The 15,906-nt window shown below is 54.9% G+C and carries 11 protein-coding genes; 4 read left to right on the top strand and 7 right to left on the bottom strand.

What is annotated here, in order from left to right; genetic code table 11:
• Nucleotides 1–196: 196 nt before the first annotated feature.
• Nucleotides 197–1,681: a leucine-rich repeat domain-containing protein gene (locus tag J3U88_RS19265; protein WP_207860575.1), complete on the top strand. Its 1,485-nt coding sequence runs from the start codon at nucleotides 197–199 to the stop codon at nucleotides 1,679–1,681.
• A gap of 530 nt (nucleotides 1,682–2,211) precedes the next feature.
• Here the strand turns inward: J3U88_RS19265 and J3U88_RS19260 are convergent.
• A complete protein-coding gene (locus tag J3U88_RS19260) occupies nucleotides 2,212–3,453 on the bottom strand; it encodes a protein kinase domain-containing protein (RefSeq protein WP_207860574.1) in 1,242 nt (413 codons plus the stop codon).
• Between the two features lie 1,156 nt (nucleotides 3,454–4,609).
• Here J3U88_RS19260 and J3U88_RS19255 point away from each other — a divergent pair.
• A complete protein-coding gene (locus J3U88_RS19255; protein ID WP_207860573.1) occupies nucleotides 4,610–5,653 on the top strand; it encodes a serine hydrolase domain-containing protein in 1,044 nt (347 codons plus the stop codon).
• 389 nt (nucleotides 5,654–6,042) lie between these two features.
• Here J3U88_RS19255 and J3U88_RS19250 read toward each other — a convergent pair whose 3' ends face one another.
• From J3U88_RS19250 to J3U88_RS19235, 4 genes are all read right to left on the bottom strand, one after another.
• Nucleotides 6,043–6,282: a hypothetical protein gene (locus J3U88_RS19250; RefSeq protein ID WP_207860572.1), complete on the bottom strand. Its 240-nt coding sequence runs from the start codon at nucleotides 6,280–6,282 to the stop codon at nucleotides 6,043–6,045.
• Between the two features lie 1,242 nt (nucleotides 6,283–7,524).
• On the bottom strand, nucleotides 7,525–7,947 hold the full coding sequence (locus tag J3U88_RS19245) for a hypothetical protein (RefSeq protein WP_207860571.1): 423 nt from the start codon (nucleotides 7,945–7,947) through the stop codon (nucleotides 7,525–7,527).
• A 1,235-nt stretch (nucleotides 7,948–9,182) separates the two neighbouring features.
• Nucleotides 9,183–10,088, bottom strand: a complete 906-nt coding sequence (locus tag J3U88_RS19240) for a hypothetical protein (protein WP_207860570.1) — start codon at nucleotides 10,086–10,088, stop codon at nucleotides 9,183–9,185.
• Complete coding sequence (locus J3U88_RS19235) at nucleotides 10,085–10,471, bottom strand: type IV pilus modification PilV family protein (RefSeq protein WP_207860569.1); 387 nt, start codon at nucleotides 10,469–10,471, stop codon at nucleotides 10,085–10,087. Before J3U88_RS19235 ends, J3U88_RS19240 begins: the two co-directional genes overlap by 4 nt.
• A 356-nt stretch (nucleotides 10,472–10,827) precedes the next feature.
• Here J3U88_RS19235 and J3U88_RS19230 point away from each other — a divergent pair, with 356 nt between their 5' ends.
• Together J3U88_RS19230 and J3U88_RS19225 are read left to right on the top strand one after the other, a co-directional pair.
• Complete coding sequence (locus tag J3U88_RS19230) at nucleotides 10,828–11,265, top strand: YbaN family protein (RefSeq protein WP_207860568.1); 438 nt, start codon at nucleotides 10,828–10,830, stop codon at nucleotides 11,263–11,265.
• 249 nt (nucleotides 11,266–11,514) lie between these two features.
• On the top strand, nucleotides 11,515–12,111 hold the full coding sequence (locus J3U88_RS19225; protein WP_207860567.1) for a type 1 glutamine amidotransferase family protein: 597 nt from the start codon (nucleotides 11,515–11,517) through the stop codon (nucleotides 12,109–12,111).
• 82 nt (nucleotides 12,112–12,193) lie between these two features.
• Here J3U88_RS19225 and J3U88_RS19220 read toward each other — a convergent pair whose 3' ends face one another.
• Nucleotides 12,194–15,133, bottom strand: a complete 2,940-nt coding sequence (locus J3U88_RS19220) for a serine/threonine-protein kinase (RefSeq protein WP_207860566.1) — start codon at nucleotides 15,131–15,133, stop codon at nucleotides 12,194–12,196.
• A 181-nt stretch (nucleotides 15,134–15,314) separates the two neighbouring features.
• Nucleotides 15,315–15,893, bottom strand: coding sequence for a sigma-70 family RNA polymerase sigma factor (locus J3U88_RS19215; protein ID WP_207860565.1), 579 nt, complete (start codon nucleotides 15,891–15,893; stop codon nucleotides 15,315–15,317).
• Nucleotides 15,894–15,906 lie beyond the last annotated feature (13 nt).

Genomic DNA, 15,906 nt, shown 5'->3' with positions numbered 1-15,906 from the left:
GTTCAATACCGCGATCGGTGCGCCGATTCACACGGTCGGTGATGTTGACAGTATGACGGTTCTTCAGCAGATTAACCCTGCCATTCCCGGAATTGGTGTGAATGACCGCTACTTCGATCTGACCGGGGCCGTTCTTCGGATATCCCGCAATTTGAGGGATTTTTTCCCCGCTGGTTCCACCGCGACAGAAGTTTCGGTGACCCTTAACCTTCGAGCTTACAACCAGGACGGTTTTACCGACGGATCGATTCAGGTATTTATCCGTCACAATGTGCCGGTGATCGCCGAGGGGCAGACACGCAATGTCGCGATTGATGTTGCGCCGGGAACCGGTTTCGGTTCGCCCCTTCATGCCTCCACCGGAACCAGTAACTGGGCGATTACGGGTGGCAACGAACTGGGTCTGTTCGACATTAACAACACGGGCCAAATGTTGACCGTTCGTTGGCTCGACACGGGGCTTCCTACTCGCGATGTGGTCAGCATTACCGTTCAAGTAACGGCTTACAATGAGGCCGGCGCAAGTAATCCTACCGATGTCGTTGTGAACATTTCTCGTTTCGACGTGACCCGGTGTCCCCACATTCCTCCCAACCAGGTGCGCTTTGTTTCCGCCGCCGCCAACCCCCCGAACGATGTTGGTGATCCGATTTATATGCCGGGTATTAATGCCATCTGGATCGACAGCGCCCAAGTTGTAACGGGAAATGGTGGTGATCTGAGCTCTGCCTTCACGATTGATACGGATTCGCAGCTTGGTCAGGTTGAAGTGATCCGCCCGTTGCGAAACTTCGTTGATACCACGACGATTACCCGGGTTGACCTGACGCTGTCGGGTTACGCCGATAACACCGGGAACACCACGGGTTCCTGCCCCACTGATATAACGCAAACGGTGATCATTTTTATCCTTCCCGCCGATGCCGGTGTTGATTGTGCCGAGGATCCCAACGATCCATCGTGTCCCTCTCAGACGTCGGATTTCTCCGGTTTCATTCCCGATGCCAGCTTGTTGAACTGCATTCGTGAAACCCTTGGTCTGGTTGGTTCTCAGCCCATCACCGCGGATCTGGTTAACGGCCTTACCCGTTTGGACTGTTTCTGCCGCGAATCAACGACCGCGCCTGACAATGGGATTTTCGATTTAACGGGCATTCAGTTCTTTACTTCGCTTCAATACCTCAACCTTTCAAGCAACTTCATTTCCGATGTCCGACCCCTCTCGGGTCTGACCCAGCTTCAGTACCTCAATATGAGTGGCAATACCGTAACCGATCTGGATGATGCGAGTCCCCTGGATGGGTTAACCATGTTGGCCCACCTTGATCTGAGTGACAACCAAATCCAAGGGATGAGTGCTTTGTCGACGCTTCCCAATCTGTCGTTTTTGTCCTTGCGCAATAACCGGATTTGCGAAATCGGCAGTTTGGCCGCCAACCCCAGCGTGGGCGAAGGCGATACCATCCACCTGGAAGGGAACCACTTAGTTTCCCAGCAGAGTCTTGAAGATGTCGGTGTGATTCAGTCTCGTGGACCGGTTTTCTTGAGTTTCCAAGATCAAACCGATAACTGTCCCGCGCCGACCCTGGTTCCTGTTCGTTTTGTGAACTGGCCGGAGCACACGGTTCTGGAGTTTAGCGGTATGCTTTCCAACCGAGCTTTGCCACCTTGTAACAACTAAGCAATCAAATGCGCTTAATGGAAACGGCCGCCTTTGGGCGGCCGTTTCTGGTTTGGTGGTTCGGTGTGACAGGGCGGTAACTGCATGTCTAGCCCGCATTTCTCACTAGAAGTTCTGCTCCGGCGTCGAAATAGCTGCGATTTTTTTGGTCGCGTGGTTGCACCGTTGCAAAGCAACGGTGGGACAGCCTCGACGTAGCGCTGTTACGCCGATTGGTCGACCCCGCGATTGGTCGGCCCCACACCCGTTTGCCCTCGGTCGTAACCCGTGTCCTCAGCGCGATTTCAGGGGCTCGCGACGAATTCTGGTGAGAAATGCGGGCTAACAAGTGAAAGGTACCCCGATTTCACGGTATCCAGCCGCCGCGGTGACATGACCGAATTCCCAATTTGCCGCGAATCGAGGTGCGCGCGGTGGGGAGGGCTCCCGTGACCGGCCGTCGCGAAAAGGTCGTGTCGAGGTTTGCCTCGCGGGGAGGGGGTACGCGTCGGGTTAGGTTCCGCGCTGAATCCTTGAGGAAGAACTACCGCTCAGGCTTTGGCTAACGTGTGAAGCGCTTCAGATAGTTCCAGGGCGGACTGAAAACGATCATTTTGTTGGCGTGCCATGGCTTTTAAACAGATTTGTTCAAGTTCCTCGGGGATGGTGTCCCGGATTAATCGGGGTGCACGGGGTTCTTGATTCAGTTTTTGCCAGAGCACCCGAATCGGCGTTCCATTGAAGGGGGCGACCGCGGTTAGCGCCTCGTAGAGTATGACACCCAGTGAATAGATATCACTGCGGTTGTCGATGGTGCCGTAGCCAGGATCAACCTGTTCGGGTGCCATGTATTCGGGCGTACCGAGAATGTCCCCCGTTCGGGTCAGTTTCTCTTCTTCGCCTTCAAGTTTGGCTAAACCAAAATCCATCAGGTGGGGTTCGTCCTCGCTGTCGACCATGATATTAGAAGGTTTGAGGTCGCGGTGAATGATGCCTTTGCAGTGGGTTGCATAAAGCGCCGAGGCGACCTTTGCGCAAATGAGCGCGGTCTCCTTATCTTGGTGGCCGACTTCGCCAAACCATTCGGAGAGGTTGCGGCCTTCGATGTAGTCCATGGCGTAATAATTCTGCGGGGTTTGGCCAATTTCATAAACATTAAGAATGTTGGGGTGTTTGATTTTGGCGATGGAGCGAGCTTCCCTGGTGAACCGTTCGATTTGGTTGCTGGTCAATTCATTACCGGGGAGTACGACTTTGAGGGCGACAATGCGGTCAAGCAAGGTGTCGTAGGCTTTGTACACGGCGCCCATGCCGCCTTGTCCAATTTTCTCTTGGATTTCGTAGTGGCGGAACTTCTCGTCGGGATTAAAGGAGTAAGTAATTTTTGCGCTGGAGGCACTGGAGAATTCATCTTTTTGGCTGAGCTGTGCGCGGATGCGGGCAAGCGCGACGGGGAAATCAACGGGTTTGACAATATAGTCATTGGCGCCCAGACCAAGCGCTTCAACAATGTCTTGGCTGTCGCTTTTTGAGGTCACCATGATGATCGGCAGTTCGTTCTTGGAGTATTTACGGCGCGCTTCAACCAAGACATCCAGGCCGTCGACTTCAGGCATCATGATGTCCCGCAGAACGAGGTCGAAATCCGAATGGTAGATGTGATCAATGGCATCGCGACCGTTATTCACGCAAACCGTTTCCAGGCCCTTGCGATTAAGGCGTCGCGAGAGAACATCTAGGTTGCCGGGATTGTCGTCCACGACCAATATCTTCCCACTGAGTTGTTCTTTCACTTAAAACCCGCAGTTAAAAAACCCAACGATGGGTCCCAGATGTTGGGCGGCAGCATCATTGGTTTGACCTGATCGGTTCCTTCCTGTTCTCCAGCCCTGTTCCGATGCTTGCAACTTCGTGTTTCCGACCGAGTTAGGGACAAAAAAACCAAGTTGGATGTCATGAACAAACGCCGGACAGCCTGTCATCGAAAAGCGATGTTAAAAGGTGTCGACGGATTTTGGCGAGAAAATCGGGAAAGGAATCAATCTTTCTAAGATTAAACGACATATCCGCGGAATAATCAATCGAGGATTCCAAAAACCAACAGCCCTTTTCCTTAAAACCCCTCATGGGGAATTTCGGCCCCAACATGGTGGGTTGTCCTGTCTTCTTGTGTTTAAGTGTTTGTAAATAAGGTGCCTGTTCTTGAAGTGCACGAGCAGGGGGTTGAAAAGAAAGCCTCGTTTTTTGGGGAAGGGGTTAGGAAACCATCTCGTGGGGTTTCCAGAACTGGAATCTTGATTCCTTCTAGGATGGGAAATGAAGATCAGGTTGGGCCGCAAACAGCTTTCGAAAAAGGTTCTTCTTGGAAGGGTGGGGAAATATTGGGGTGATGGTTCACCTGAACCCCTGGCTGAGGTAGAATGCAGCTTCACACCGGACCGCTTCGGTGTGGGGTTGTTCACCCTCTGTTCTCACTAGGCGTTCTATGCATGAAGCACATGCGATACCTCATAACCTAAGACGTGCGATTCTCGGCGATTTTAGCTAACGCTCTGGGCTACAACCGTCTGCAAATAGGCTCACCGCATCCAATCCGGCTCGCTTTTTCCAGACCATTTCCCTCCAGATCTTTTGCCAAAATCCCGCGCTTCAGCGCCTCTTAGGTTTAAACCCCTACCGTGCTTGTGCCCCGGTGAAGGTGGCCGTAACCTAGAGCTATTGTGCTAAATGGTAAGACCGGCGGCCTGTATGCTCGGTTGCGAAAATCGTATTCAACCATGTTTCGCTTCTCGCGGCGAACCCTTGTGAGCAATGCGGGCTAAGATACCGTGACCCTATGGCGTTTTTTGACGCCGGCCGGTGTGATGCGGGGAAAACGATGGAAAACGGGTTTGCCGGCGATGGTAGCACTATCGCCATTTTGGCCGGTAAACAGGGAAGGGTGGCCTTTTGGTTGAGACACTTCAGAAAGTCGGCGTATACATTTTTGGTTTTTTGTTTATTTTCGGCTTAGTGGGCTCCACGGTCCTGTTCGTGTGGGAGGGTCGCAATAATCTCTATTACCGACCAGACCAGGATCTTGATGCGCGGATAGAACGTCTTGGGCCAAAAGGTGATTTGGCCATCGCGGTGGCGCGATTCCCGCAAAACAAATTCGCCAAGATCATTTACCAACGGGAGTGGTCTACCCAGAATCAAGAAGGTCCGTTAATGTTTCCCATGAAGCAGTTGGCCGGGGTTTTCCGTACACAGGCCGCGTTGATTCTGGTGGATCGCGAGCAACTCAGCCTCGAGGCGCCGATTACTGACACGCTCACGGATGTGCCGCCAACGTTTGAGGGCATTACCCTAGAGCATCTGCTTTCACAAACCTCAGGATTGACAGGTACTTTAGATGCGGGTAACCCACCCGAACACCCACCGGGAACCGTAAATCAATATGCACCCATCAATGACGCCTTGGTACTGCGTTTAATCGAAGCTGCATCTGGTGAGACAGCACAGGCCTTTATTCAGCGTGAGATCATCGAAACTTTGGAAATGAAGTGTACCGAGTATCGTGAAGCGGAACAGGGTTGGTTTAGTTGTGTTGAGGATGTGATGAACTGGGAACTGGACCTCTATCGCCATAACTTAATCAAGCTGAAAACCTATCTGCGTGCTTTTAAGAAAGTAGGCTTGGCCAACGGTGAACCCAGTCGTTTCTCGTTAGGTTGGTACCCCTTTGAGTACGGTGGCTTTCGAGTAGAAGAGGCGCCGATCGACGCATCCACCAACCACAGCATTCTCCGTTTTTCAGAACGTGCTTTTAGCTTGGTGGTATTGAGTTCGATACCACGGGAAGAACTGGATGCGCGGCAAATCGCGCGTGAGGTCGGCTTGATTTACATGGAGCGCGAGATGCCTTATCCTGATCGCATTAAGGATAAGTTCCCGCTGTTGGGACCAAAAATTGTGCCCACGGCCCCAGAGGACGCAAACACGGCAGAATAGGTGAACCGGCTTCCATTTGTGCAGCTCAAGCGTGAACAGGAATTTTAGAAGGCGAGCATAAGGATCAGCGGGAACGGTATCAATCCCATGAGGAAAATGTTTGGTGCCATCGCGGCCAGGTTGGAAAACCACCGCCGATCCTTGACCCAGGTGGGGCCGACGCGCTGGGAAGCCATACCGCCGACGGGAAGACTGATGGTGCATGAACGGTTTCGTCGCCGGCCGACGCTGATTTTAGCGCGCCACCACCTGCATCAAGGACCGCTACGGGAAAAAATCGGCACCGCCTAACCAGGCAAGCTTGGCTGGGCGCCTCCCATCTTTTCTCTCCGCTTGTGCAAGGTTGGAACTGTCCGGCCTCTTGGAATCCTGATGTTTCCCAGGGCGAGCTAGGATGGGTTGATCATTTCCCATAGTGTCCTTGTTCCGACGGCTAAGCCGACCAGGACGGCGATCCCCGCTATGAGCCAAAGAATGAGAAAAAACAGTTCTTTTTTGATACTGGTTTGGTCGTTGGCCAGCATGATAATTTTCTCTTGTTCGAACTGCTTGAGAACCGCCTCGATTTTTTTGTCTTTTTCCGTTTTGGATTCCGTTGCCAACTGATTTAGCTCGGCTTGGGTGGTCACGACGCTCGACTTTGACAGGTGCGTTTCCTGTCGCTTCTCAACCCTGGGCGGTTTGGGCGGTGTTGCGGGGGTGTTTTGTTGAACAGACCGCTTCGCCTGTCGAGGGTTTCCGCTTGCTGGGTTCGTATTGGGTTCCACACGCGCCTGGCTTCGGATGCTGTCGGGGGGCCTATTTAGCGGTTTTCGTCCATCAGCGCGGCGCCGAACCGGGGGGGGCTTGGGTTGGCTGGGTCGTTGGGTTCGTCTTACTTCGTGAAGAGATTGAAACAACTGTTGCCGCAACTCGGGTTCCAAAGATGCTAGGGTTTCCCGCAAGAACTGTAGCTTGTGGCGAACCGGAATCGCCTTAAAAATTTCTTTTAGCAGTGTTTCGTTTTGGTCGGACAAGCGCCCCTCCGCGTATTAGGCACTGATTATATCTCTTTGATGTGGGGAATGGGAAATCCCATGTTTTTGCCGAGGTTTCAGCGAAATCCCCACTGTTCCCGCGAGAAAAAAAATCGCAAGGTGGGCTCACGTCTGGAGGTTCCAGCCTAGCCCGCATTTCTCACAAGGAATTCTGCTAGGGGGCAATCCATGCGATTACGAGGGTTTGCCCTCCGCGTTCTCGGTCGAGCTGCCTTCGCCTCAGCTGCTACACCGAAAGGTAGGCCCCGGGAAAGGTAGGCCCCGGGAAAGGTCGGACCCCTGTGCCGTCTCTCGGTCGTCATCTTCGTACTCACAGGGCTTTCTGCTTCTCGTGACGAATCCTCCTGAGAATTGCGGGCTAGTTGATAGGGTTTCGGTTTCTTTCTGGGTGCATTAATGGGTCGCGTCCGTTGCCTGTCAACCGAGTTGTCGCATTTTGGTTCACAAGGAAGAAGCGTAGGTAGCCTTTGGGTCACGAGGTAGAAGTGGTGTTTGTTCTTGGTTTCAAGGTTTGTTCTGTCAACGGCAGTAACGGACTTGCGCGACACGCTGATGGTTCATGCTTCGTAAAGACAACCTAAGAGACGCTGAAGCAAGGGGTTTTGGCTAAAGATCTGGAGCAAAATGGTTTGGATAGAGCGGGCCGGGGTCGCGCACGACGCGAATGGCCGCACTCACTGAGTGCGATGAGCATTTTTACGGGCCGTTGCTGCCCAGCGTTTTGGCGAAAATCACCGCGAGTTGTCCTGCTTCTTTGGTGATATCCCTCCTTTTCGACAAAAGGTTCCTAAAGGTTGAGTTGCCTTCCTTTTGCGCCGGATGACCATGGTGGGTTTAGTTTCTTGGTTGAAACACAATGTGGCGGAAGTGCCAGACTTGGTCGCTGTTTTGGAGAAGCAGTGCTTGGTAACGACCAGGGATTTGGTGGGGTGAAGCGGCTTCATAGTTTAAGACCCCGGTCTGGAAATGCGGGGTGCCTGTTAAATGATATGTTCCGCGAAATTGCTCGTCGTTGATTTGCAGTTGCTGGGTTTGGGCCTGTTCAATAAGAGGGTTGAGGTGCTGGTTGTAGTGGGCCATTTCGATGAGGGGGAGATGATGGTCCCAGGCCATTTGGTGGAGATCCTGGTGGGGATTGGGGAAGGCTTGTTGGTAGAGCCGGCAAAGCGCCATCCCTGTGAAAAAAATTTGGGTAATGAGGAGTAGCATTAAGCAGGTATAAGCGAGAATGACGCCCCTGCGTGGGTAGAGTTGCATGACTGGCTCCTTGAATTGGGGTTTACGGGTGATTCCCCCACGTTGGTAATGGATGGTTGGATGGGGAGGTCCTGAGTTTTCGTGGTGGGCGAGGTCCTAAGCCCGCATTTCTCGCAAAGAATTCTGCTAGGGGCAACCCATGCGATTACGAGGGTTTGCCATCCGTGGGACGGCCATCCGCGGGACGGTCATCCGCGGGGCGGCCATCCGCGGGACGGTCATCCGCGGGGCGGCCATCCGCGGGGCGGCCATCCGCGGGACGGTCATCCGCGGGGCGGCCATCCGCGGGACGGTCATCCGCGGGCCGGCCATCCGCGGGGCGGTCATCCGCGGGGCGGCCATCCGCGGGACGGTCATCCGCGGGGCGGCCATCCGCGGGGCGGCCATCCGCGGGGCGGCCATCCGCGGGGCGGCCATCCGCGGGGCGGCCATCCGCGGGGCGGCCATCCGCGGGGCGGCCATCCGCGGGGCGGCCATCCGCGGGGCGGCCATCCGCGGGGCGGCCATCCGCGGGGCGGCCATCCGCGGGGCGGCCATCCGCGGGGCGGCCATCCGCGGGGCGGCCATCCGCGGGGCGGCCATCCGCGGGGCGGCCATCCGCGGGGCGGCCATCCGCGGGGCGGCCATCCGCGGGACGGTCATCCGCGGGACGGTCATCCGCGGGGCGGCCATCCGCGGGACGGTCATCCGCGGGGCGGCCATCAGCCTTACTTGGTCGAACCGTCTTCGCCTCCTCAGCTGCTACACCGAATGGTCGGCCCCGCGAAAGGTCGGACCTCTGTGCCGTCTCTCGGTCGTTATCTTCGTATGCACAAGGCTTTCAACTTCTCGCAACGAATCCTTGTGAGAAATGCGGGCAAGACTGCCACGCTGCGTCGTTGTGCATGGATCATGTTTGTTGGTGCGGCGCATTCCGGTGCATTTTGCCCGTTTGGGTACAGCGGGCGTTTAGATTTGACAACCAAAAGGGGTACTGCTTTGGCGGCCGAAAGGGGCGCCATCCCCTCAGCATTTTTCCCAACCAAAAGCCTTTCAAAGGAGGCTTAAGGTAATTGAGAAAAAATGCCCTGGACCCCTTTTGGGTTGTCATTCGCCAACCCGTGGTCGCCTTATCAGAGAGCATTGCAGGCCGTTTGGATTGAGCGCTGATTTGGTCGTGTTTGGTCTTCCAGGCTGGTAGGCTCCATGGCCGGTGTAGGGTTGTCAATCGGTGCAATGACACCTGGCTTTTGGCTTTACCAACGGATTACGGCAGTATGGACCGGATGGAGGAACTGTCTTCCTGCAACGGTGATCGGGCGCGCTAAGGGCGTTGGGTGTGGGTTTGAAGTGCTGATGACGAGGTAGTGGTTTTGGTCTTGTTCGTAGGTCCAAAGGTCAAAAAGGAAACGTTGGGTTAGTTTGGTGCGTTGCGGCCACCATTGGGTGTTTCGGAAGGTCCAGTGTTGTTCGGCGAGTACTTTTCCTGATCCGGCCTGATTACGGAGTGTCCAGTGTACCGTATGCATCGAGCCAAGAATGACTATAAACCATTGGTCACCAGTCATTTGTGTAGGTAGTGTCCAAGGCTGGTCGGCGGGGGCCGCGAGCCGGATGTCAAGACCTCCGCCTTGGTCGATCAGGGCGGCAAAGGATGTTTGCCCATTGGTAAACCAAGCCACGTTGCCGGTGAGTGACCCATTGGGTGGGGGATCGAATGCGTTACCGCGAAGTTTCAGCCAGATACCGTCGTTTGGATTGGCTTGGTGAGGGAGAACGGAGAAGACGGTGGGTTGTTGCGGGGGGCGAATGTCGTAGGCGATGAGGCACGGAGCCTCGAGCCAAGGGCAATTGCGGGTATACGCGAGGGGTCCTCTGGCCAGGTCAATGGGGTGATGAGGATGTTGGTCGAGAGGGTGGTCCCACCAGAATTGGGATTCACTGATACGAAGTTGGTGTTGCAATCGATCACGTGCCAATTGCACCTGGGTTTCGAGTTGGATGGTGTCTCGGATGGTTCGCTGTGACCTAAATGCTGTCTGAAGCAAGGCGAGCGCCGTGGAGAGGATGATCCCGCCGACCAATAAACCGACCATGAGTTCGATCAGACTGAACGCGAAGGAACGCCCGTTTCGGTTGGTGATACCGTCGTGTCGGGTCATGGTTGGATCCTTGGGAAACGGCGCACGGCGGTGAACGTTCGGTTCGGTAAACGTGGTTCATTGAAGATCAACTGGAAATGGTATAAGTGATGTTCCTGTACTTCCTCATGTTCGATGGTCAGATGAAAAGCCGGATTGGTGGCCGTGGGTAAGCCGCGTTCATCAAAGCTAAGCGGAGTCTCGGTCGCGAGGGCCTCTCGGGGAAGGTGGTACAGGTCCTGGATGATATTTTTCCCTGTTTGGGCGGCCCGTGTAATCCTCATTTGTCGGTTGGTAGCGGCCGTCATTGACACAACGAGGTTGCAGGACGCGGCCATCAACAGGATCGCAATACTGCTTTCCAAAAGCGAAAAGCCACGCCGAAATTTGGGTTGATGCAACATAAATCGAGCCCCCCTTGTTGGTGCAAACACCTGGTTGATCTTGACAACACCCTGAATACAGCAAATCAAATGCCGGTTTGTTGACGCGGCACCGCTCCAACCACCATCTTTCGAGCCTCTTAAAAGCCACCTTAAATCCCAAAAACAGCATCCTGGCCATATCTGACGGGTTTTGGCTGGGGAAGGCCCGTGCATTTCGGGTAACGTCTTAGAACGAAGCGTGTTTTGGGTCAGGCGCTAAGTGTCGGGAAATGCGTGGCGAAAAATGGGATAAGATGACGCACCAAGGTCTTGCCGCCGAGGGCTCGAATCAGGAAAGGATGAACATGGAGGACTCGAATCAGGAAAGGATGAACATGGCGGAAGAATCCATGGAAGCGCGGTCGGCACGGGAAGCTGAAATGGAAGCCCGTCTCAACCTTTCACGGTCCCCGGTACTACGTGCGCTATTTATAGGATTGGGAATTTTGTTTTTAGGCTTGGGCCTGATCGGCGTGGTTTTACCGGTTCTGCCCACCACACCTTTTGTGTTGCTGGCCGCGGGATGTTTCGCGCGGGGTTCGCGGCGTTTCTACCATCGGCTGCTGAACAATGCCTGGTTCGGCTCGGTCATTCGCGCTTGGTACCTGGACCGGGTCATTCCCTTACGCGCCAAACTGGCGGCAACCGGTGCTCTGGCATTGACGATTCCGCTCTCGATTATCTACTTCATTCCCGTTTTGGTTGCGAAGGTCATTGTGGGCTTGATCGCGGGTGCGGTGTTGGTGTATATTTGGCGCTTCCCGTCTGAATGAAGGCGACGGCGTGGTCTGTGGAAAACATGTGGAAAACTTTGGGCCTTCTGTGACTGTTTCAATTAACTTTTATTTTTGTGCACCCTTTGACGAAGCAGCTAGATGGTATAACCTGTATAAAAAGAATGGGTTAAAGAAGTTCACCTTATCCAATTATCCGATTCTCGGCGCTGATCTAATCTCGGTGATCGTTTCCTTGTTCCTGTTAAAAAGGTTGTGGAAAAACCGCGACTTTTGAGGCAACATTCCATGCACAATCCTGTGAAGCCCTTGTGGTTAATGGCTGATTCAAGCCCCTTCTTCCACGGCCCAAAAGGGCCTACATGGTTCGCGGACGAACTGGAACGTCGTGGTTACCGCTTGGATCGGGCTTTTTACGCGGGTCATGCCAATGACCACCAAGCGGCACACTTCGCCATTTTCACGGCGGCGATGGCACCGGTCGTGTCGGAAACGGCCTGCCGGCAACTGATCAAGAATGGGGATTGGGATCAAAACTGGCGGGTAGGGGATCTTTTACTGCTGGCAGGCGGGGACCCGCGAAAACTAGCGACGCCGGAAACCCGTGCGGCGGTGACGCGCGCTTTGCAACAGGGCGTTCTGATCATTGGGATATCCGCGGGCGCGATTTTTTTAGGACGCGCGTGGGAGGAAGCCACGCCGATGCTCGGCACGGTTCCTTACGTGATCGATGCACACCAAGAAGACACCAACTGGCAACGGTTACGCGCGCTTGGTTCGTTGCCGTTGTTGGGATTACCATGGCGCTCCGTGGTGGAATGGGACGCCGCAAGCGGGCTTGGCTCCTTATATGGCCCGGTACCTTGGATGGGGCCTTCACCCTGATCGCCTGTTCTTTTGTATCGCGAGATTCGCCGCGAAGTTTCCGGCCCTTTCTCAATCTGACCACGCCTACCGAGAACACAGGTTATGGGCGGTTCGTGACCATTTCGGCCTGGTCCGCGGTGGTGGACGGGGTCCCCAAATCACGCGTACGGACGCGTTCTGGAGGGTTCGATGCCTGTCTGGCCGGTGTCGGCTCGGCACGCGCCCTGTCCCCGAGAAGGCGTTCGAGTCGTTGGATATGGTTCGGAAATTTCACGTGGAGGCCCTGGAGAAGGTGGGGCGCCTGCTCCCGGTGGTCGCGTGCCAGAATGAGCGCTTCTTGGAGATACTGTTCGGCCGCGTAGCGTTGATCGAGGACGTATTGAATATCGGCCAAGGTCTCTAATAGCGGAATCAGTTCCGGCCCGCCCTCGGCAGGCAAGAGCCTGCGGCAGGCCTCTAAATTATCAAGGGCCATGGTGTGTGCTTGTTCCAGGCGGTTTTGGGCGACATAAATCTTGACGATTTCGTTGGATTCGCGAAGTTCGGACAAAAGGCGTTGGCGAGGGCGGTTTTTGGCCAGCAGGAATTCCTGCATGATCATTTGGTTCAATTCACCGTGTTTGCCCTGGGCCCGCAAAGCATGGTTGCGGTATTCCCGGAGGGTTAAGGTGATGGGGTGGGTATGGCCGAACTGCATGCGCGCGATCTTCTCATGATCCCTGGCGATGGCGAGGGTCTCGGAGTGTTTACCCCGTCGTGCGAGCACCTTGCTGAGGGCGGCGGCGGCTTTTTGGGTTTGGCGGTGTTCGGGGCCGAGAAGTTCCCGCCCCACCTGGTAGGCGTAGTTGTAAATTTCCTCAGCCTTGGCAAATTCCTGGGTTTTGAAGGCGTTATCGCCATCCTCGAGCAAGTTTCCGATATCGTCTTCATGCTTAGGAGCGCCCGAATACCAGCGTGGGTTGACCAAACTCCGCACAAGGTGGGTTTCCAAGGTTGGGTGTGGCTTTTGACCGACGGCGAGGGACAACAGATGCATGTTCATCATCAGGTCGGGATGGTTTTCGGGGAGGCGTGCACGGTCCGCTCGGTTGAGGCTCAGAAGCAATTTTTCCGCGTCGTTAAACTGGTGGCGTTTTATAAGGGTGAGTGCCAAGGATCGTTTGCAGTACCCGACAATCGGATGATGGGGTTCGAAGGTTTCTGCTATTTGCTCCGTGCTCCGTTGCAACAGATGCTCGGCTTTATTGAGTTGGCCGAGCTGCAGGTAACATCCACCCAGGTGGACTTGAGCGACGAGGGTCCGTTCGTGGAGGTCGCCGAGGTTTAATTTGTTCCAGACGGTGATCTTACGTAACAGGTTAAGGGCGTCTTGATGGTGACCCGTGGCGGAGAGGAGCATGCCGTGCTCAAAAAGGGCTTCAAGATAGGTTGGGGACTGTTTGCCCGAGGTCTCGCCGATTAAGGTAACGGCCTGTTGCAAGTGAGGCTCAGCGAGATGGAAGTGGCTTAACGAACGATAGATACGCCCGAGCGCGAGGTGCATTTCGGCCTGGAGCTCGGGGTTCTTATCGCGGACGTAGAGCGGATGGTTCCAACGCCGGCTGGTGTCCTGGAGCATGGTTAAGACATCAACCTTGCCCGCTGAATCAGGGGCGGCGTCCTTGAACATGGTGTCCAGGGCATTGAGGATCTGCTCATTTTTACGCGACTCGGCGAGGACTTGGGCTTGGGAACGCGATAAGCGCATCAGGCTGATTCCGGCGGAGATGAGACCGAAACAAAGGGATACGAAAATCAAAGCCGTGACCCCGAGCAGGTTTCGGTTCCGACGAATGAACCTGCGGGCGGTGTACAAGGTGGTGGCCGGGACGGCGCTCACGGGGCGATGTTCGCAAAACGCGCGCAGGTCGTCCATTAAGGCGGCGACGGATTCATAGCGCTCGCGGCGGTCGGCAGCCAAACCTTTGAGGATGACCGCGTTCATGTCGGCATAACAGAGACGACGCCATTGGGCCTTGCGAATCGCAAGGTTATTGCAAGCGATCCTCACGGCCTCAGGGCTTAAACCGCGGAAGTGTTCCCGTAAGGAAATGGCACGTTTGTCGGCGATGTAACCGCGTAGGGTGTTGAAGTCCGAGCCGGGTTTGATTTGGTCACGAAAAGGGGTGCAGCCGCAGATTAGTTGGTAAAGGACGACACTCAGCGCGTAAACATCGGTTTGGGTGTCGATGTCGAGGTTGTGCACATCGGCCTGCTCGGGCGCCATGTACATGGGGGTGCCGGCCAAAAACCCGGTGACCTTGGGTTGGTCTTCTTGTGCTGAAAGGTGCAAGGTTTGGGCAGAGACCCCGAAATCAATGATTTTAACGACGGGTTTTTTGTCCAAGATTTTGACGAGAATGTTGGCCGGTTTGAGATCGCGGTGGATGATCCCTTTTTGGTGTGCGTGCTTGACGCCGCGGCAAACTTGGAAAAACAGATCCAGGCGCCGGTTGAGATCCAAGCGCTCTTTTTGACAGTATTCGAGTAGGGGGGTTCCCTGTTCGACATATTCCATTAATAGGAACGGTTCCCCTTTTTCCGTTTGGCCGCCCCCATATATTTGCGCGATGTTGGGATGGTTCATTTGGGCGAGGGTTTGACGTTCGCCGCGAAAACGCTGGTACATTTCGTCGCGATCAAACAGGTGCCCGCTCTTGACGACTTTAACGGCGACGCGACGTTTTATGGGTTTTAACTGCTGTGCTTCCCAAACCCGGCCCATGCCGCCTTCACCCAAAAGACGCACGAGTTCACAGCCAGGCACTTGATCGGGTTCGGCGGGCGCCTCTTCGGAAAGAAGCACGTTGCCCAAGCTGGAAACAGGTTTTTCGAGAAAGGTTTCGGCATCCTCGTCACAGGCGAGTAGCGAGCGAAGCTCCTGTTCCAGGGCGGGAGGCAGCTGTTGTTGGGTCAAATAGGTTTCGCGTTCGGCTTTGCCGAGGTCGCAAAGCTCGGCAAACAAGGCGGCCAAACGACCGCGATCCGGGGATTTGTTCATAGGCCCCCCTCCGCGGTGATGGGACGCGGCGGTCGTCCCTGGTCAAGAAAAAATGTTCGCGGGCGACAGAAAATCGCCAAAGCATCAAGAAACATAGATCGAACAGTCCTGGGTGAAATAAGGGGGGGCAGTCTGAAAAGGAAGCGGCGGTATGAAAAATGCCGAACAAGGGTAAAAGGATTTATGAATCGAGGGGCTGCGTTTTTCTCTTTTTAAGATAACGCAAAAGCCACGCTTTGGCCATGCGCCACTCACGTTTTACGGTGGAGGTGGAAAGCGTGAGGACCTCGGCGGTCTCCTCAATGCTTAAACCGACGAAGTAACGCAAAGCGACAATGCGTGATTGGCGCTCGTCCAAGGCCGCCAGTTCATTGAGTGCCTCGTCCAAAGCGATCAAATCCAAATCAACCCGGCCGACCAATTGCTCGTTAAGCGAGACCTTGATGTCGGGCCCACGTTTGGCGGCCTGCCGCGCGCGCGCGTGATCCATTAAGATCCGGCGCATCATTTGGGCGGCGATGCCGAAAAAATGGGCGCGATTTTTCCAGGTGGTTCGTTCCTGGTCCACAAGTCTCAAATAAGCCTCGTTAACCAGTTCGGTTGCCTGTAAATGATTGCCCGCGGATTCTCTGGCCAAATACTGACGTGCCAATTTACGTAACTCGTCCTCTACCAAGGGAATCAGCCGATCAACGGCGTTTTGGTTTCCCTGCTGCCAATCAGCGAGAAGGGCGGTGATATCGGCGTGGTCGCGTTGCAAGGAACCCTCGCTG

This window comes from Acanthopleuribacter pedis, assembly GCF_017377855.1.
In the GTDB taxonomy this organism is placed as follows: domain Bacteria; phylum Acidobacteriota; class Holophagae; order Acanthopleuribacterales; family Acanthopleuribacteraceae; genus Acanthopleuribacter; species Acanthopleuribacter pedis.
Note: the sequence above shows the minus strand (reverse complement) of the source record. Positions and strands in the feature narration are given on the sequence as shown.

Coding starts and splice junctions, on each gene's coding strand:
- J3U88_RS19240 (WP_207860570.1), bottom strand. CDS start 10,088: ATGACCCGACACGACGGTATCACCAACCGAAACGGGCGTTCCTTCGCG.
- J3U88_RS19245 (WP_207860571.1), bottom strand. CDS start 7,947: ATGCAACTCTACCCACGCAGGGGCGTCATTCTCGCTTATACCTGCTTA.
- J3U88_RS19230 (WP_207860568.1), top strand. CDS start 10,828: ATGGCGGAAGAATCCATGGAAGCGCGGTCGGCACGGGAAGCTGAAATG.
- J3U88_RS19235 (WP_207860569.1), bottom strand. CDS start 10,471: ATGTTGCATCAACCCAAATTTCGGCGTGGCTTTTCGCTTTTGGAAAGC.
- J3U88_RS19220 (WP_207860566.1), bottom strand. CDS start 15,133: ATGAACAAATCCCCGGATCGCGGTCGTTTGGCCGCCTTGTTTGCCGAG.
- J3U88_RS19225 (WP_207860567.1), top strand. CDS start 11,515: ATGCACAATCCTGTGAAGCCCTTGTGGTTAATGGCTGATTCAAGCCCC.